12 protein-coding genes and 1 pseudogene are annotated in these 18,303 nt (G+C 68.8%); 7 read left to right on the top strand and 6 right to left on the bottom strand.

Features of this window, described 5'->3' with window-relative positions:
* Positions 1 to 24: 24 nt before the first annotated feature.
* Together ASD15_RS14360 and ASD15_RS14355 are read left to right on the top strand one after the other, a co-directional pair.
* Positions 25 to 1,743: a PQQ-binding-like beta-propeller repeat protein gene (locus ASD15_RS14360; RefSeq protein WP_057155659.1), complete on the top strand. Its 1,719-nt coding sequence runs from the start codon at positions 25 to 27 to the stop codon at positions 1,741 to 1,743.
* Positions 1,744 to 1,759: 16 nt separating this feature from the next.
* Positions 1,760 to 2,110, top strand: a complete 351-nt coding sequence (locus ASD15_RS14355; RefSeq protein WP_057155658.1) for a cytochrome c — start codon at positions 1,760 to 1,762, stop codon at positions 2,108 to 2,110.
* 13 nt (positions 2,111 to 2,123) lie between these two features.
* On the opposite strand, the gene ASD15_RS14350 is transcribed toward ASD15_RS14355, so the two are convergent.
* The 6 genes and pseudogenes from ASD15_RS14350 to ASD15_RS14325 form a co-directional block, all read right to left on the bottom strand.
* Positions 2,124 to 3,629: a DUF3526 domain-containing protein gene (locus ASD15_RS14350; protein WP_057155657.1), complete on the bottom strand. Its 1,506-nt coding sequence runs from the start codon at positions 3,627 to 3,629 to the stop codon at positions 2,124 to 2,126.
* Positions 3,626 to 5,128, bottom strand: a complete 1,503-nt coding sequence (locus tag ASD15_RS14345; RefSeq protein WP_082551836.1) for a DUF3526 domain-containing protein — start codon at positions 5,126 to 5,128, stop codon at positions 3,626 to 3,628. Before ASD15_RS14345 ends, ASD15_RS14350 begins: the two co-directional genes overlap by 4 nt.
* Positions 5,076 to 5,780 carry an ABC transporter ATP-binding protein gene (locus tag ASD15_RS14340; RefSeq protein ID WP_057155655.1) on the bottom strand — a complete coding sequence of 235 codons (705 nt, stop codon included), beginning with the start codon at positions 5,778 to 5,780 and terminating at the stop codon, positions 5,076 to 5,078. Before ASD15_RS14340 ends, ASD15_RS14345 begins: the two co-directional genes overlap by 53 nt.
* A 25-nt stretch (positions 5,781 to 5,805) precedes the next feature.
* Positions 5,806 to 8,133 (bottom strand): TonB-dependent receptor, encoded by a 2,328-nt coding sequence (locus ASD15_RS14335; protein WP_057155654.1) that lies wholly within the window; start codon positions 8,131 to 8,133, stop codon positions 5,806 to 5,808.
* 165 nt (positions 8,134 to 8,298) lie between these two features.
* Positions 8,299 to 9,063, bottom strand: a pseudogene (locus ASD15_RS14330) (ABC transporter ATP-binding protein); the annotation flags it as partial.
* A gap of 17 nt (positions 9,064 to 9,080) precedes the next feature.
* Positions 9,081 to 10,898, bottom strand: coding sequence for an ABC transporter permease subunit (locus ASD15_RS14325; RefSeq protein WP_057156076.1), 1,818 nt, complete (start codon positions 10,896 to 10,898; stop codon positions 9,081 to 9,083).
* Positions 10,899 to 11,417: 519 nt separating this feature from the next.
* On the opposite strand from ASD15_RS14325, the gene ASD15_RS14320 reads away from it, so the two are divergent.
* From ASD15_RS14320 to ASD15_RS14300, 5 genes are all read left to right on the top strand, one after another.
* The gene (locus ASD15_RS14320) at positions 11,418 to 13,331 is read left to right on the top strand and encodes a TonB-dependent siderophore receptor (RefSeq protein ID WP_057155653.1); all 1,914 of its coding nucleotides are present in this window, start codon (positions 11,418 to 11,420) and stop codon (positions 13,329 to 13,331) included.
* The gene (locus ASD15_RS14315) at positions 13,319 to 13,945 is read left to right on the top strand and encodes a YfiR family protein (protein ID WP_057155652.1); all 627 of its coding nucleotides are present in this window, start codon (positions 13,319 to 13,321) and stop codon (positions 13,943 to 13,945) included. Before ASD15_RS14320 ends, ASD15_RS14315 begins: the two co-directional genes overlap by 13 nt.
* On the top strand, positions 13,942 to 15,831 hold the full coding sequence (locus tag ASD15_RS14310) for an ATP-binding protein (protein ID WP_057155651.1): 1,890 nt from the start codon (positions 13,942 to 13,944) through the stop codon (positions 15,829 to 15,831). Before ASD15_RS14315 ends, ASD15_RS14310 begins: the two co-directional genes overlap by 4 nt.
* 63 nt (positions 15,832 to 15,894) lie before the next feature.
* Positions 15,895 to 16,620 (top strand): SIMPL domain-containing protein, encoded by a 726-nt coding sequence (locus ASD15_RS14305; RefSeq protein ID WP_057155650.1) that lies wholly within the window; start codon positions 15,895 to 15,897, stop codon positions 16,618 to 16,620.
* Positions 16,598 to 18,253 (top strand): glycoside hydrolase family 30 beta sandwich domain-containing protein, encoded by a 1,656-nt coding sequence (locus tag ASD15_RS14300; protein ID WP_082551834.1) that lies wholly within the window; start codon positions 16,598 to 16,600, stop codon positions 18,251 to 18,253. Before ASD15_RS14305 ends, ASD15_RS14300 begins: the two co-directional genes overlap by 23 nt.
* The last annotated feature ends 50 nt before the right edge of the window (positions 18,254 to 18,303 follow it).

Raw genomic sequence — 18,303 nt, 5'->3', positions numbered from 1 at the left:
TCCGCACATACAGAGGAGAACACCATGAACAAGCATCCACAGCGCCGTGCCGGCGCCATCGCCGCCGCATGCCTGGCCGCCGCCGGCGCGGCCGCCGTTTCCGCCATGCTGGCCGCCACGCCGCCCGCGTACGCGGTCGCCCCGCCCATGCCGGGACCGGCGGGCGGCGAGGCCGACCCGAATAACTGGACCCAGTACCACCGCACTTCGAACGCCTGGCGCTACTCGCCGCTGGAGCAGATCAACAAGGACAACGTCAAGGGCCTGAAGGCGGCCTGGATACACCAGCCGGGCGACATCACCGCCGGCCTGATCTCGACCCCGCTGGTGAAGGACGGCGTGATGTACTACGTGGCGCCCAACAACAACGTGTTTGCGCTGGACGCTGCCACCGGCCAGACTGTCTGGCATTACCAGCCCAAGCTGGCCGCCATCGCCAGCCAGAGCTTCTACGCCACGCTGAGCCGCAGCCTGACCATGGGCCACGGCCATATCTACCTGGGCACGCTGGACGGGCGCTTCGTCGCCATCAACGAGAAGACCGGCAAGGAAGCCTGGTCCACCCAGCTGACCGACTTGAAAAGCTGCTTCGGCTGCCTGTTCTCGTCCTCGCCGGTCCTGGCCGGCGACGTGCTGATCGGCGGCAGCACCGGCGGCGACCAGCCGCAGCGCGGCAAGGTATTCGCCGTGAACGCGCTGACCGGCGAGAAGATGTGGACCTTCGACACCATCAAGGACGATCCGAAGAGCTGGCCGGACGGCACCGGCCAGGTTGGCGGCGGCGGCGCCTGGCTGCCCGGCACCTACGACGCGGCCTCGGACACGGTGTTCATCGGCACCAGCAACGCCGCGCCCGATTTCTACGGCGACGCGCGCAAGGGCGACAATCTGTACACGGCCAGCCTGCTGGCGCTGGAGCCGAAAACGGGCAAGCTGAAATGGCACCGCCAGGAGATCCCGCACGACACCTTCGACTACGACGCGGCCTACGAGGCGCTGATCGTGAAGAAGGACGGCAAGGACGTCATCGTCCACTTGAACAAGAGCGGCTTCGTGTTCGTGATGGACAAGGCGGACGGCAAGCTGGAAAACGTGTGGCCGCTGAGCCAGACCTACAACTTCGTGAAGACCATCGATCCGAAAACCGGTGAGCTGATCGGCCGCAAGGCCATGCCGGCCGGCCAGGAGACCTTGTTGTGTCCCTACCTGCTGGGCACGCGCAGCTGGAACCCGGGCGCCTACAGCCCGAAGACCGGCCTGTGGTACACCAACGCCATGGAAGTGTGCCAGAAGGTGGTGCCGGCCAAGCAGGAGACCAAGGGCATGGGCATCGCCAGCCTGTACCTGGGCGTGGACAAGCTGGAAGCGGTACCGCCGCCGGACCGTCCCGCCGAAGGCCGGCTGGACGCGCGCGATCCGCTCACCGGCAAGCTGAAATGGAGCGTGAACTATGCCATTCCAGGCCTGGGCGGGGTGCTCACCACCGGCGGCGGCCTGGTGTTCAACGGCGACCCGTTCGGCTATGTGCACGCTTATGACGCGGACGACGGCAAGGAGCTGTGGAAGTTCCAGACCGGCTCCGGCATCCGCGCCGGCATCATCAGCTACGCCGTCAACGGCAAGCAGTACATCGCCGTGCCGAGCGGCTGGGGTTCATTGGCGCCGGGCTTCATGGCCAGCGCCTTCCCCAGGATCAAGGACCTGACCGGCGGCGCCGCGATGGTTGTTTTCGCGCTCGACTAGAACAGAGGAGATCGCCATGCACAACACCGCCATACCCATGCTGTTCCTGCTGTCCGGCCTGGCCTGGGCCGCGCCGCCGGCCAATTTCGACAGCCCCGCCGCGATTTCTGCGGGGCAGAAACGCTTCAACCAGAACTGTGTCTACTGCCACGGCAACGCCGGTTCCGGCGGCAAGGGTGCGCCGCTGCAAGGGCGCGACGACCTGCCGCCGCAATACTTGTTCGACACCATCAGCAACGGCAAGACGCGCGGCGCGCTGCAGATGCCGCCATGGAAGGAAGCGTTCTCTCCGCAGGAGATCTGGGAGCTGAGCGCCTACATTCATTCGCTGCGGGCGCCGGCGTCGACAGCGGCGCCTGCCCGCTAGGCCGGCGCCGGTCTCACGGCGTTGCCTGGCTGCGCGACACGTAGCGCAGCAGCAGTACGGCGGCTGCTGCCAGCAGGCCGGTCCACAGCAGCAGCAGGGCGGCGCGCGCCGGCAGAGCTGGCGCCGCCGCCAGCTGCGCCGATGCGCTGAAGCGCGGCACCTGGGCAAAGTCGCGGAAGCCGTAGCCGCCCAGGCAGGTCCTTGGGCAGGGATTGCGCTCGTCGCCCAGCGCGGCGCGCTGGATCTCGGCCTGGAAATAGTCGCGCAGCTGGCCGTGGTGCTGCTGTACTTCCGCGATGAAGCGCTGCTGGCGGGCGCTGTCGTTGCCGGCGATGTGGGCCAGCGCCTGGTAGGCCAGCGTCACCGGGCTGAAAAAGGCGGCGACACCGAACAGCGCGTCGCGGTTTCTGCGCGCGCTGTCGAACTTCTGCTCCACGCCGCGCATCGCGCTTTCCAGCGCCTGCGCCCGCTGGATGCGGGACACGCTGGATGACACCTTGTCCAGCGGCGTCTTTGATGGCTTCCATTCCGGATGGCTGTCATAGAAGCGCGCCAGGCTATTGAGTTTGTCAGCCGCCACGCGGTCGCCGGCGTCCCGCATCGCCTGCACATAGTATTCGCGGTTCGGCACGGGCGCGGCCAGCTGCACCCATGCGCTCAGCGCCCCGGGGATCACAATCGCGAATACCAGCCACGCGCCGGACACGGCGAACGCCGCGCTCATGCGGGTGGCGCAGACGGCGCAAATCGCCGTCGCCACCGCTGCCCAGAACGCCGAATAGGCCAGTACCACTGCCGACCATGCCGCCAGCGCGGAGCAACCCGCCACGGTGGCCGGCACCGCAGCCGACAACAGTGCCGCCGCCACGCAAAACAGCAGCAGCACCAGGGTTGCGGCCAGCGCCCGCGCGCCGGTTTGCACCAGCAGCAAGCGCAGCGGCGAAAGGCCCTGCAACTGCAGGCTGCGCAGGCGCCTGCTTTCGCGGTCCTGCGTCAATACGGACATGCAAAGCGACAGCAGGATCAGCGGCCACAGGTAGACCAGGAAGAACAACAGGTCGTAGCGTCCGGCAGCCAGCCGGCCCGGATGCTCGATTTCGGCGGCGGTCCGCACCGACTCCATCGATTCTGCGCGCACCCTGACGTATGCGGGCAATATGTCCGCCTGCGCGATGCCCAGCGCGGCGCCCGGTACGGCGGGCTTGGCCGCGAAGCCCACGTGTTCGCGGAAGGCATAGCCGCGGATGTCCACCGGCGTTCGATACCACTGCAGGACTGCGAACTCGCCGGCCTCCGGGTTGGCGAAGTAGCGCTCGGCCATCTGCCCGGCGCGCAAGCGCGCCTCGTGCTCCTGCCGCGCCGCATCGGCCCGCGCGGCCTGGCCCTGGCGTTCGAAGCGGCTGCCTTCGAACAGGCCGTAGCCTGCCAGCAGCAGGGCGGCTGCCAGCAGCAGCAAGGTGCCGCGCTCGCGCAGCTGCATCAGCAGGTCGTAGCGTATCAAGGCGAGGATCTGCTTCATCGCAAGCTCCCCTGGCGCAGGCGGCGTATGCCAAGGAAGGCCAGCAGCAGGCTGGCGCCCAGCGACGCCAGCAGCGGTAGCAGGTATTTCATCATCAGGTGACCCCATCGAACCGGTGCGTACAGGAAGTGGAAGGGCGGTATGCTGTTCCAGAGCTGCTCGTCGCCATCGTGCCGCTTGCCGTCGCGTTCGGGATGGCGGGTGATGGCGTCGTTGAGCACTGTCTGCATGCGGCGGCGCTGCTGCTCGGCGCTTGCGACGAACGCGAGGTGGCTGGCGGTGTCGCTGCCGGCCAGGTAGCTGGACAGCCCGGCGGCGGCGACGGCCGGGGAAATCCAGCCCGCCAGCGCGGCCGCGTCGCTCTGGCGCCGTAGCGCGTCGAACAGCCGGCCGTAGTGCTGGTCGAAGACCTTGTCGCCGTGCGCCTCGCCGCGCGCCAGGCTGATGCCTGCCCAGTTCACCGGCAGATCGCGCACGTCGCCCACCTTGTATTCCTTGAGCAACTGCTGCTTGTGCCGTTCGGCTTCCTCGGCATCGTCCGGCATGCCAAGGTCGGCATCGAGCGACTGGCGGAACTGCTGCATGCTGGGCAGCGGCGCCGCCGATTGCGCCAGTTCCACCGCCGCGCGCGGCAGCACCAGCGCCGTGGCTGCCCATAGTGCGATCAGCGCGGCCAGGCTGGCGCGCGTGCTGGCCGCCCATGCGGAAACCGCCGTGATGATGGCTGCCCAGGTGGCGAGGTACAACAGGTAGCCGGCGCCGAACAGCGCGCTGCGCAGGGCGCCGTCGGTAAACGGGTCTTGCGCGCCGCTTTGCCATTTGAGCAGCGCCACGGCGCCGCATGCCGGCAGCGCGATCAGCGCCGCCAGGCATACCAGCACGGCGGCGCGCGCCGCGCCGATCGCTCCCAGCGGCGCCGCGTTCACGCGCAGTGCAGCCAGGGTGCCGCGCTCGCGCTCGGCCGCGAACATGCCGTAGCCCAGAAAGATCATGGCCACCGGCGCCAGCACCTGCAGCAGCAGGGCCGGAGTCAGGCGGAACTGGCGGCCGGCATCAGGCTCGTCGCCCGCAGGGCGGTACACCAGCTCATTCTGCTTGTGCGCTTCGAGCCACACGCTGGAGCCCACGAAACGCTCCACGCCGGGGTCCAGCGCGGACAGCGCAGGCAGGGGCTTGAACACGTACACGCCGTAGTGCGCTGCCGAGTGCGGGTACTTCCTGCCCTGCTGCGACCAGCGCTGCTGTTCGGCCGTGCCGGCCACGTGGCGCGCTTCCAGCGTGTCTTGCAGGTCCAGCGCCGCCAGCGTGCCGGCGCACAGCGCGAGCACCATGCCCAGCCCGGCCACCAGCCACACGCGCCAGTCGCGGCGTCGTTCACGCCAGTCTGCCTGCCAGGCTCCGCCGAACGCGCGCCACCAGCGCAGCGGGCCGGCGGCGCCGGGTGCTTCAGGCCCGGCTGGCCAGGGTGTCGAGGTAGTTGCGTTCGAGTTCGCCAGCATTCAATTCTCCCAGGTTCCATTCACTAATCAGATGTCCGCCCACCAGCATGCCGCAGCGGTTGGCCAGTTCCTGCGCGCGGAACAGGTCGTGCGTCGCCATCAGCACGGCTGCGCCGTCGGCCGCGAGCGACCGTATCAAAGCGCCGAAGGACACGCTGGCTTCCGGGTCCAGGCCGGAGGTCGGCTCGTCCAGTACCAGCACCTGCGCGCCCTTGGCCAGCGCCATCACGATGCCGACCTTTTGCCGCATGCCCTTCGAGTAGCCGTGCGCCTGGCGGTGCCACGCGTGCGCCGGCAGGCCGGCACGTTCCAGCAACTGCTCGACGCGGGCGCGCGACGGCACCTGTCCCAGCAGCCGCATGAAGAATTCCACGTTCTCGGCGCCGGTCAGCTTGTCGTACAGCGCCACGTTCTCGGCAATGTAGGCGGCGTGGCGCACCGCGGCTTCGGCCGCGGGCAGCGGCGAGCCGGCCAGCGCGATGCTGCCGCCGTCGGGCCGTACGAAGCCGAGCAGGCAGCCTATGGTGGTCGACTTGCCGGCGCCGTTCGGCCCCAGCAGGGCGTAAATCTCGCCGGCGGCGACATGGAGGTTGAGATGGTCCACGACCGTACGGCCTGCATAGCGCTTGGTCAGTTGTTCGATGCGTATCATCGGAAAGTCCTTGTTGATATGCTTGCTAAAAGGCGTAGCGCGCTTCGGCGAAGAGCGTGCGGCCGGGGAAGGGATGCGACTGGTAGGCGCGGTAGTCGTTCAGGTTGTCCACGCCCACGGACAGCTCGGCGCCGGGCGCGGGACGCAGCAGCAGCCGCACATCCAGCTGCTTCTGGCGCGACAGGCCGCCGTACACGTCCGGGTTGATGTCCGTGTTGTTGATCTCGTTGAACTGGCGGCCGGAGTAGCGCCAGGTGGCCGCCAGGCTCCACGACTGCAGCGGCGCGTACAGCAGCGTGGTGGCGGAGCGCACGTGCGGCACGCGCACCCAGCGTTTGCCCAGCGACGGCTGATAGGCTGCGTTCTCCAGGATGACCGACTTGCTGAAGCCGATGTTGGCGTCCAGGCTCAGTCCACGGATGCCCAGCCGGTCGGCCGTGCCGGCCAGTTCCAGTCCCCGCGTGCGCACCCGGCCCACGTTCTGCGTGCTGGCCACGTTGGGGAACACAGTCAGGTCCAGCTGGGTCCAGATGGTGTGGCGCACGTCGTCCTGGAAGGCGCTGGCGCGCAGGCTGCCGTCCGCGAAGCGTTGTTCGGCGCGCAGTTCCAGCGCTGTTGAGCGTTCCGGCTTCAGCGTGGGGTCGCTGACGACGATGGCAGGCCCGGACTGCGTGCCCTGGAATAGTTCGGCCACCGTCGCGAAGCGTGTGCCCCGTCCGGCCGACAAGCGCAGGTCCAGGCCGTTCGCCGCGCTCCAGGCCAGCGACAGCTTGGGCGACCAGGCGTGCTCGCGGCGCGGCGCGTAGTTTTCTGCCGGGCCCGGCGTGAAGCGCTGAACGCCGTCCGAGGCTTCCCATTTTTCCGCGCGCAGGCCGAAGGTCGCGGCCCAGCCGGGGAGGAAGCGCCACGCGTCCTGCGCGTAGGCCCCCAGCAACTGCGTGGCGCCCCCCACGAACTGGGTCTCGGCACCGGCCACGCTGCGCCAGTCAGGCAGGCTGCGCGAAGCCTGGCGCAGCGCATAGTCGCTGGCGTGCAGGCCGAAGGTCAGCGCGTGACCGCCTCCGGTCCAGTCGCCCGGCACCGGCGTATAGCGCGCCTGCAGCTCCAGCGAGCGGAAACCCGTGCCGCCGCGCTGCACGGCCGTTCCGGCGCCGCCGGCAGGCGCGAACGGATCGGCCACGCCCGCGTTGCGCTGGGTGTCGTCGAGGATTTTGTAGCGGCTCAGCACCGCCGAGCCGTTCCAGCCGGTCTTGCGTCCGGTTTTCAGCGTGAAGCCGCCCTGCAGGTGGCGTTCCTCGCGCAGGAAGGGGGCGAAGGCGCCGGCCGGGATGTTGAAGACGTTGGCGCCGTCGCTCACGCGTCCGGACCAGACAGTATTGCCGGCTGCATCCCGCAGCAGGCTGGCATTGCTGTTTTCCGAATCGTTGCGCCACCAGGCGAGGAAAGCTTCCGCGCTCAGGCTGGCGCCGAAGTCGTAGCCCAGGCTGGTCTTCACCGTGTCCTGGCGCGTGTGGTCGATGGCCCCGGCGTTGGCGCCGAACACGGCGCGCCGCAGACCGGCGGGTGCGGTGTCGTACACCACGCCGCTCACCGGCGTGGCGGGGCCGCTGCCGGCTGCCGGGAAAGCGCCGGCGGCGTTGGCGTTGACGGCGTAGTACTGCATCGGCTGGCTGGTGGAATCCTGGTGGTTCACCATCAGCTTGTACCAGAGGCCGGAGGCCAGGCGGTCGCCGATCAGGGCCGAGGCCTGGTAGTTGTGGTAGCGGTCCTTCAGGCCGTAATTGTCGTATTCCTGCACCTGGGTGGCGACGCGCGCCGAGCCGCTGAAGGCGGTGGGCTTGCTGGTTGTGATGGCGATGGTGGTGCCGATCGAATTGCCGGGATAGACGGCGGAGAAGGGCCCGTGGAGCACATCGATGCGTGCCATCTCTTCCGGCGCGACCATGTTCCAGCGCGGGGCGTCGAAACGGCCGAGGAAGTTCGACAGCAGGTAGCCGTCCATCAGCACCAGCGCGCGCGGCGCCTGCGACGTGGAGAAGCTGCGGCCGCCAACCAGCGCGTTGCGGTCGCCGCTGTAGCGCTTGCGGATGGTCAGGCTGGGCAGGTTGCGCAGCGCGTCCTCAGGATTGAAGATGTTTTGCTGCTGGCGCAGCTCTTCCTGGGTCTTGCCGATGGCATAGGCAGGCAGGCCGGCGGCGGGCGGCGTGCTGCCTGCGCTGATGACGATGCTTTGCATGGCGGCCGCGCCGGCTGTGCCGGCTGGCGGGCCGTCGGCTTCCTCCGCGTGGGCCGGCAGGCAGCAGGCCAGGCCGAGCGAGATGGAGGTGGCCAGTGGGCTTCTTGAGATGGGCATGGGTGGAGTCGCGAATAGGTTATTGGTAGCCGGTTTGCATCTATGCTGCAAATGCAACAGGATTGCAATAATATTGCGGCGCGGCCGTTAACGCAACTCAATTGCAATAAAAACTGCAATGCGAATTGCGCCGGCCCGGCCGGCCCGGCGCCCAATGCTGCCTCAGCGCAGCGTCATCAGGCGGTAGACCTGATCGGCCAGGGCGCGCACTTCCTGCGAATCGGGGTTGCGCGGGCGCGGCAGCCGGACCGCGATGTCGTGGCTTATCCGGCCCGGATCGCTGGACAGGATGACGATGCGGTCCGCCATCATCACCGCTTCGGCGATGTTGTGCGACACCACCAGCATGCCGCGCGTGGGGATGCGGCCGCTGTCCCACAGCTCCAGGATGTCGTTGCGCAGGGTCTCGGCGGTGAGCACGTCCAGCGCGGAAAAGGCCTCGTCCATCAGCAGCACATCCGGATTGGTGACCAGCGCGCGCGCGATGCCCACGCGCTGGCGCATGCCTCCCGACAGTTCGCGCGGCAGCGTGCCGCCGCAGCCGGCCAGGCCGATTCGTTCGAGCATCGCGCCGGCGCGGTGTGCGCGCTCGGCAGGCGGCACGCCCTGCGCCTCCAGGCCCAGTTCCACGTTCTGTTGCACCGTCAGCCAGGGGAACAGGGCGAAGGACTGGAACACCATCGCCACGCCGCTGGCCGGACCGCTAATGCGCGTCCCGCGATAGACCGCGCTGCCCTGGTCGGCCGCCGCCAGCCCCGCCATGATGCGCAGCAGCGTGGACTTGCCGCAGCCGGACTTGCCCAGCAGCGTCACGATTTCGCCGTCGCGCAGCGCAAAGTTGACGCTGTCCAGGATGACGCGCGGCGCGCCGTCCGCTTGCTTGAAAGTCTTGCCGACGCCGGTCAGCTCCATCAGGATATTTTCAGCCATGCCAGTTCCTCGTTCGATCAACCCAGTGCACGCTCTTCGGCCAGCCGGTACAGGCGGTTCCAGAAGAATCGGTTCAACAACATCACATACGCGCACATCACGCCGATGCCCAGCGCGGTGCGATGGAAGTCGCCCGCGTCGGTCATCTGCTTGATGTAGCTGCCCAGGCCATCGGCCGCCAGCGTGGTGCGGCCCCAGCTGACGTACTCCGCCACGATGCTGGCGTTCCAGCAGCCGCCGCAGGCGGTGATGGCGCCTGTCAGGTAGGCGGGAAATACGGCCGGCAGATAGAAGCGCTTCCATTTCAGCCAGCCCTTCAAGCCCAGGTTGCCGGCCSCCAGCCGCAGCTCGTCCGGCATGGTGGAGGCGGCCGCCACCACGTTGAACAGGATGTACCATTGCGTGCCGAATACCATCAAAGGGCTGAGCCAGATATTGGGATTCAGCCTGTAGGCCAGCATCACGCAGACCGCCACCGGGAACAGCAGGTTGACCGGGAAGGCGGCCAGGAACTGGGCCGCCACCTGCATGCGTTGCGCCCAGCGCGGCCGCAGGCCTATCCACACCGCCGCCGGCACCCACAGCAGCGACGCCAGCGCGATCAGCACCATCACCCGCAACAGCGTGATCAGGCCGAGCCAGCCGACGTGCGCCACCTCCGGCCATCCCGCCCCGGCGCTGACGGACAGGGCCAGCCGCCAGGCCGCCAGCAGCATGGCCGCGTCGAGGATGCGCAGCGCATGGCGGCGGTAGCGGGACAGCCGGCCCGGACGGCCGGGGCGGGCCTGCCGCGGGGCTGCGACGCCGCCATCGCCCGCCGGTGCGGCCGCGCTGCCGCTCCAGGGGCCGGGTGGGGGCACGCCGTGCGCGCCGGTGGCCGGCCTGCCGGCAAACCAGCCCGGCGCGCCTTGCATGCGGCGCCTGCCATGGTCCGCCAGCCGGCGCAGCCAGCGGCTGCGTCGGACCCAGTCCAGCAGCCAGGAATGTTGCGCGGTGTCGCCCTGCGTGCCCTCGAAGCGGAACTTGTCCGCCCAGGCCAGCAGGGGCCGGAAGAACAACTGGTCGGCCAGCACGATCCCGGCCAGCATGGCGGCGATGGCCAGCGCGATGGCGCGGCCGTTGCCGGTTTCGATGGCTTGCGCGATATAGGCCCCGACGCCAGGCAGCTTGATATCCCGGCCCGCCACCGAGATGGCTTCCGCCGCCACCAGGAAGAACCAGCCGCCGGACACGGACATCATCATGTTCCACAGCAGGGCGGGGGTGGCGTGCGGCAGTTCCAGGCGCCAGAAGCGCTGCCAGCCGGACAGGCCGAACACGCGCGCGGCTTCGTCCAGTTCGGGCGGCACGCTGCGGATGGACTGGTACAGGCTGAAGGCCATGTTCCAGGCCTGCGAGGTGAAGATGGCGAAAATGGCCGCGCATTCCACGCCCAGCAGGTTGCCGGGAAACAGGGCGATGAAGGGCGCGACGGCGATCGCCTGGAAGCCCAGGATGGGCACCGACTGCAGCACGTCGAGCAGCGGCAGCAGCACCCTGCCGGCGGCGCGGTACTTGGCCGCCACCGGGGCGTACACGAAGGCGAACAGCAGCGAGCAGCCGAGCGCGATGAACATGCGCAGCATGGTGCGCAGCAGGTAGTAGGGCAGACGGGCGCCGTCCAGCGACATGGCGCCGGCATGCCCGAGGGCGAAGGGGCGCGCCATGCGCATGGCGCCGAAGCCGGCGGCGGCCAGCACGGCCAGCACCAGCGGCAGCAGCAGCCAGTCCCAGCGGTTGGGGCCGGCCAAGGCCAGGGCCGGCGCGGCGCGGCGAGGGTTGAACAGGGTGTACATCGGCATTCCCGGTACTGGCTGCGCGAGGCAGCCGGGTTCCAGCCGCGTGCGCCCCAGGCGCGCGCCGGCCACGGCGATGCGGGCGCCGCAGCGCGCAGGACGGGCCGTGCGCGCCGCAAGGGCTGCATGCAATCAATTTGTGCGTGGGGAATGTCCTGCACCGGAAGGCTTCCGGGCGGGATAGACACCATCATCCGCCGGTGGCAGATGACGGCAGGGAAAGCCTGCGTTATCTTGCCGGGGCGGGGCCAGGGCATGCCTGGCTACAACTGCCACTCGAACAAGTGCCCATGAGGGGACTCCATAAAATGCGAATGAGCGGCAGTGTATTTGGCAACTTGCGCCTGGTCAATACGGTCAGCGCTGCCCTAAGGCCATTCTAAGGCAGCGCCGACGGGGCGCACTGTTGCGTTCTGCCCAATCGGTGTCCTGAACAAGCGCATAATTGCAGAACGGAACCTGCGGTCTGCAAGGAAATGTTTATAATCTTTTCAGAATAGCCACCGACAGAGACAGGCCATGCCGACCCGTGCCCGCCGCAGCATCCTCCTGCCCCTCGTACTTGCCGCCGCGGCAACGGCCAGCGCCGAAGCCCTGCCGGAAGACGACCTGGCCGACCTGTCAATAGAACAGCTAAGCAATATCGTCATCAACTCCGTATCGCGCCAGGATGAACGCCTGAGCAATGCGGCTGCCTCGGTTTTCATCCTCACCGGTAGCGAGCTGCGCCGCAGTGGCGTGCGCACGCTGCCGGAGGCACTGCGCCTGGCGCCTAACCTGCAGGTGGCGCGGGTCGATGCGCGTAACTATGCGGTCACCGCGCGCGGCTTCAACGGCGCCTTCGCCAATAAGCTGCTGGTGCTGATCGACGGGCGCAGCATCTACACGCCGCTGTTTTCCGGCGTGTTCTGGGACGCGCAGGACGTGGTGATGGAGGATGTCGAGCGCATCGAGGTCATCAGCGGCGCCGGCGCCACCATCTGGGGCGTCAACGCGGTCAACGGTGTGATCAACATCATCACGCGCTCGGCCAAGGACACCCAGGGCGGCCTGGTGAGCGCGGCGGCCGGCGCGCGCGAGCATGACGGCACGGCGCGCTACGGCGCACGCACGGACAACGGCAGCCACTATCGCCTTTACGCGCGCTATATGGATGTGGACGACACCGTATCGGAGGCCGGCGTCAATACGCGCACCGGCATGCGCCGCCGCCAGGCCGGCTTCCGCGCCGACATGGACCTGCTACAGGGCGGTCTTATGATGGCGGGCAACGCCTACCAGGGCGCGCTTGGCCAGGCCGGCACGCGCGACATCCGTATTTCCGGCGCCAACCTGGTGAATCGCTACACCCGCAAGCTGGCTGACGATTCGGACCTGCGCTTGCAGCTGGTGCTGGACCACACCGAGCGCAACCAGCCAGGCAACTTCATCGAGCGGCTGGACACGGTGGAACTGGAGGCCCAGCACGGCGTGCGTTTCGGCGGTGTGCACAGCCTGGTTTGGGGCGGGGGCTACCGCCACAGCTGGGACGATGTGACGCCGATCGGCTTCGCTTTCCGCCCGGACAAGCTGGCCATGCACTGGGGGAATGTGTTCGCGCAGGACGAAATCGCCGTGACGCCGCGGCTGAAGCTGACTGCCGGCATCAAGGTGGAACACAACAATTACACCGGCGCCGAGGTGCTGCCCAGCGTGCGCATGGCGTGGACGCCGGATGCGCGCCAGCTGCTGTGGGCCAGCCTGGCGCGCACCGTGCGCGCGCCGTCGCGCGTGGACCGGGACTGGTATGCGCCCGCCACGCCGCTGATGATCGCCGGCCAGCCACGCTTCCTGGTGGGCGGCGGCAAGACCTTCGAGTCCGAGGTGGCCAACGTGGCCGAGCTGGGTTACCGGGCGCAGCCGGGGGCGCGCTGGAGCTATTCCGGCACGCTGTTTTACGGCGACTATGACAAGCTGCGTACGGCCGAGCCGCAGCCGGTGCTGGGTTTCGAGTTCTACAACCTGGGCAAGGCCACCACGCGCGGCCTGGAACTGTGGGGCCGCTGGCAAGCCATGCCGGCCTGGCGCGTGAGCGCCGGGCTGACCGCGCAAAAGGTCAAGCTGGGCCTGCGGCCGGGCAGCCGCGACAGCGTGTCGAACAGCCTGTTCCTCGCCAACGACCCGCGCCTGAACTGGCAGGTGCGCTCATCCTGGGATGTGTCGGACGCGCAGCAGCTGGACCTGACGCTGCGCTACAATGGCAAGTTGCCGCACCCGGTGGTGCCCTCCTATTATGAAATGGACGCGCAGTGGCTGTGGCGTGTGCGGCCGGAGCTGGAGGTGGCGCTGATCGGCCAGAACCTGCTGCACGCCAGACACCCGGAATGGGCCGCCGCGCCGACGCGCAGCGTTTACGAACGTAGCGCATTGCTGAAAGTGACATGGCGATTCTGATCTCCGCCGGCGCCGCCGGTCCCCTGGCGCTGGCGCCGCGCCGCCCCTGGGCCGAATTCGCGTATGCGCGCTGGCTGGTGCTGGCGTGCCACCTGTGCCTGGCGCTGAGCTGCCTGGCCGGGGGCGCCGACGCGCCGCTGGCGGCCCCGGGCAACGTCGAGCGCAACGTGAAGGCCGCCTTCCTGTATAAATTCCTGGGTTACGTCGAGTTCGGCAATGGGCAGGACGCCGCCGGCCCGCTGACAGTGGGGGTGGTGGGAGCGGAGGATATCGCCGCCGAGCTGGCGCGCATCACTGCCGGCCGCATGGTGGGCGCGCGCGCGGTGACGGTGCGCCAGGTGCGCGAAGGCGAGCCGCTGACCGGCTTGCACATGGTGTTCATCGACAGCGATGTGGAGCGCCCGCTGGCGCTGCTGCGCGCCGCCCAGCAGGCCGGCGTGCTGACCGTGACCGATGCCGAGGACGGCCTGCAGCAGGGCAGCGTCATCAATTTCCGCCTGGTGGAAGACCGGGTGCGCTTCGAAGTGTCGATGCCGGCCGCGGAGAAGAGCCATCTCAAGCTCAGCTCGCGCCTGCTGTCGGTGGCCTACCATGTGAAAAAAGGCGGTTCATGATGCTAGCGCGCCTGAAGCCAGGCACGGTGCGCGGCAAGCTGATCCTGATGGCCCTGGCCACCACCTTCGTGGCGCTGATGGCCTCGTCGGCGGCCATGCTGCTGTACGACCTGGATTCCTTCCAGCAGTACTGGGTGGACGACATGACCACCCAGGCCGAGATCGTGGCGGCGGTCAGCACCAGCGCACTCAGCTTCAACGACCAGACGGCCGCGCGGCAGAACCTGTCGCTGCTGCGGGTGCGGCCGCAAATCCAGGCCGGCGCCATCTACGACGCCAACGGCAAGCTGTTCGCGGCCTATGCCCAGTCGCTGGAGGACACGCCGGTATTCCCGGGCCAGCCGGGCCGGCTGGGCTATGCCATAGAAAGCGGCCGCCTGGTGGTAAACCACCCCATCGTGGAAAACGGCGAGATGATAGGCACGGTCTACCTGAGCGCGCGCTACCGGCTGATCGAGCGGGTGCGCAGCTATGCCGCCATCCTCGGCGGCGTGATGGTGCTCAGCCTGCTGCTGGCGGCGCTGGTGGCGAGCCGGCTGCAGCGCGGCATCACGCAGCCGCTGGCGGCGGTAACCGGGGTGGCGCGGGAAGTGATGCAAAAGCGCGATTTCAGCCTGCGCGTGCCGCTCTCCGGCAGCGGCGAGATCGGCACCCTGGTGGCCGCCTTCAACAACATGCTGGCTGAAGTGGGGCGGCGCGCCTACGCGCTGCAGGAGGCAAACCAGACGCTGGAGCGCGAGATGGCGGTGCGCCAGGGCGCCGAACGCGCGCTGCTGCTGGCGGACCGGCGCAAGGACGAATTCCTGGCCACCTTGGCGCACGAGCTGCGCAATCCGCTGGCGCCCATCCGCACCGGGCTGGACATCCTGCGCGTGAACCCGGACGACCTGGCGGCGGGCAGCCGGGCGCGCGTCATCATGGAACGCCAGCTGAAACAGATGGTGCGGCTGGTGGACGATTTACTGGACGTATCGCGCATCAACACCGGCAAGCTGGCGATACAGCGCGCGCCGCTGCCGCTGCATGCGGTGGTGAACGACGCGCTGGAGCTGGTGCGGCCCTACCTGGCCTCCCTCGGCCACCAGCTGGAGGTGGAGTTGCCGCCGCCGCCAGTCTACATCGATGGCGACGCCACGCGGCTGGCGCAGGTCCTGTCCAATTTGCTGAACAACGCCGCCAAGTACACCGACCGGGGCGGCCGGCTGTCGCTGCGGGCGGCACTGGAGGACGGCGTGCTGCGCATCCGCGTGCGCGACAACGGCATCGGCATCGCGCCGCACATGCTGGGCGAGATCTTCGACATGTTCGTGCAGGCCGACACCTCGCTGGAGCGCAGCACGGCCGGGCTGGGCGTGGGCCTGTCGCTGGCGCGCAAGCTGGCCGAGCTGCATGGCGGCAGCATCGTGGCCGCCAGCGCCGGGCTCGGGCAGGGCAGCGAATTTACCGTCACGCTGCCGCTGCTGGCGGCGCCGCCGGACAGCGCCACGGCGGCGCCGCGCGCCGGCGGCGAACGCCCGGCGTACCGCATCTTGCTGGTGGATGACAATACCGACTTCGTCGACAGCATCGGCGGCCTGTTGCGGGCCGCCGGGCACACGGTGCGGGTCTGCCACGACGGCATGCAGGCGCTGGAGGTGGCCGACCTGTTCGCGCCGGACTTCGCCTTCCTCGACATCGGCCTGCCGCAGCTCAACGGCTACGACCTGGCGCGTGCGCTGCGGCGCCTGCCGGGCATGCGCGCCACCACGCTGGTGGCCGTCACCGGCTGGGGCCAGCAGAAGGACAGGCAGCTGGCGTTCGAGGCCGGGTTCCAGAGCCACCTGGTGAAGCCGGTGGGTTTCGAGCAAATCCTGGCGATCCTGGACGGCGAAAAATGCGGTTGCTAAAGTTTGTTAATTCATCAATACTGGCGTTTTGGTATTTTCACAACTTCGACCCTCAACCCGCCCATGCTGACAAAATCCCTGTGTGCCGCCTTGCTGACGCTGCTTTCCCTGCAAGGCGCCGCCGCCGCCGAACTGCCTTCATACCCCTTCATTCACGCGCGCGGCACCGGTTTCATGTACGTGGCGCCCGACCAGGGCGAAATCGATTTCGACGTCTCGGCCTTTGACGCGAACGCGGAGGCGGCGGTGGCCGTGGTCCAGCAGCGCGTGCTGGAAATCCGCGCGCTGCTGGCCGAGCAGGGCGTGCCCGACGCCGACGTGGACGTGCGCGACATGCGGCGCCAGATCCGCAAGGCCAGCGTCACCGCATCGGACCCGGAATACGATATCAAGTGCTCGCTCCACATCGTGGTGCGCGACCTGGGCAAATGGCGCGACATCATGATGCCGCTGCTGAAAAAGCAGAACCTGGACTCCTTCGCCGCCACTTTCAGCCTGAAGGAGCGCGCCACGGTGGAGGCCGAACTGATGGGGCATGCGGTGCGCGAAGCGACCGCCAAGGCGGACGCCATGGCCAAGGGCTTCGGCAAGCGCGTGGGCCCGGTGGCCGGCGTGTCGTCGGACGAGATCAAGAACCTGACGCGCTCGATCGGCCTGGCGCCGGCCGACTGGCCGCGCAACAGCAGCAGCGCCAACACCAAGCGCAACGAGCAGGACCCGGCGGATTTGCTGATGGTGAGTGCGCTGAAGATGTCGCAGTCGGTCGATGTCCTGTTCCGCTTCAAGTAATCCGGTAGGGCTGCGGCAGGGCGGCGCCGCGCTGCTCGGGCTGGCGCTGGCGTTCTGCCTGTCCGGCTGTTCGGGCGGCATGGCGCTCTTGCGCGGCCTGGGTGGCCAAGGCGCCAATTGGGGGCAGCGTGTCCCCGGCGGGGCGCTGGACGCGCCGCCGCCGGCCGTCTTGCCGGGCCTGGCGGCGGCGTCCGGCGCGGCGGGCCGCCAGCCTGATCTACCCGCGGCCGGCATGGTGGCCAGCTGGATCACCAGCGGCGACCAGTCCCGCCTGCTGCAACGCCAGCCGGACGCGCCGCTGGCTGCGCTGCCGCGCGCGCTCACGCCCTGGTCGCCCGGGGTGGTAACGGCCGGCCGGTTGCCGGCCCCGCCGCGCGCCATCGAGATCGCCACCGGCGCCGCCGCGCGCCGCCAGCAGATGGCCGGTTTTGGCGCGGCGCTCAGTGCTTCCTCGGCCTGGCTGCTGGCGGAACGGCTTGACGCCACGCAGCGCCGGGCCCTGCTGACCGAGCTGTTCGGCCCCGCCCCCGGCATCGCACTCAGCGTGGCGCGCCTGCCGCTGGGCGCCGGCGAATTCGCCCGCAGCCAGTACAGCTACAACGACCTGCCTGCCGGCCAGAGCGACGACGGCCTGGCCCAATTCTCGATCGAACCCGACCGTGCCTATCTGGTGCCGCTGGCGCAGGACGCGCTGGCGCACAATCCGGCGCTGGAACTGATCGCCAGCCCCTACAGCGCGCCGGGATGGATGAAAACCAGCGGCAGCCTGCTGCAAGGCGCCTTGAAACCCGACGCCTTCGATGCCTACGCGCGCTACCTGAAACGCTATGTCGACGTGTATCTGGAAGAGGGTATCGCCATCCACGCCATCACGCTGCAGAGCGACCCCGCCGGCGGGCCGTCCGATGCACCCGCGATGCGCCTGGACGACGCCGCCCGCGCGCAATTGATCGGCAAGCACCTCGGTCCGCTGCTGGAGGACGAAGGCCCGCTGATACTGGAATGGGACGGCAACCGGGACACGCCGCAAGCCCCGCTCAAGGTATTGCAGGACAAGGTCGCAGGCCCGTACGTGGCTGGCGTGGCCTGGCACTGCTATGCCGGCAGCGCCGATGCGCAGGGCGCGGTGGCCGCCGCCCATCCCGGCAAGTCCAGCTACCTCACCGAATGCTCCGGCGGCGCCTGGGCGCCCGCCTGGCGCGACAACCTGACCCATTTCGGCCGCACGCTGGTGCAAGCGGCCACGCGCGGCGCGGCCAACGGCATCCTGTTCGGCAACCTGGCGCTCGACGAGCAGGGCGGCCCGCGCATCGGCGGCTGCCGTGGCTGCCGCGGCGTGGTCACGGTGGACGAGGGCGGCAATGTCACCCGCAATCCCGAGTACTATGCGCTGGCCCACGCCAGCCGTTTCGTGCGTCCCGGCGCGTGGCGCCTGGACAGCGTTGGCGGCAATCTCGGCCAGGACGGCATCGACAGCGCCGCCTTTGAAAACCGCGACGGCACCCTGGTGCTGGTGGCCGTCAACTCCGGCGCCGAAGCGCGCACCGTCACGGTGCGCGCCGCCGCGCAAAGCTACTCCGCCAGCCTGCCGCCGGCCAGCCTGGCCACCTACGTCTGGCGGCCCCAACCCTAGGCTTGCGGCACAGCGGCAAGCGGCGATTCGGCGTAGAATCGGCGCTTAGC

The sequence above is a fragment of the Massilia sp. Root351 genome (assembly GCF_001425045.1).
In the GTDB taxonomy this organism is placed as follows: Bacteria; Pseudomonadota; Gammaproteobacteria; order Burkholderiales; family Burkholderiaceae_D; genus Rugamonas.
This window is presented reverse-complemented; position numbering and strand designations above follow the sequence as displayed.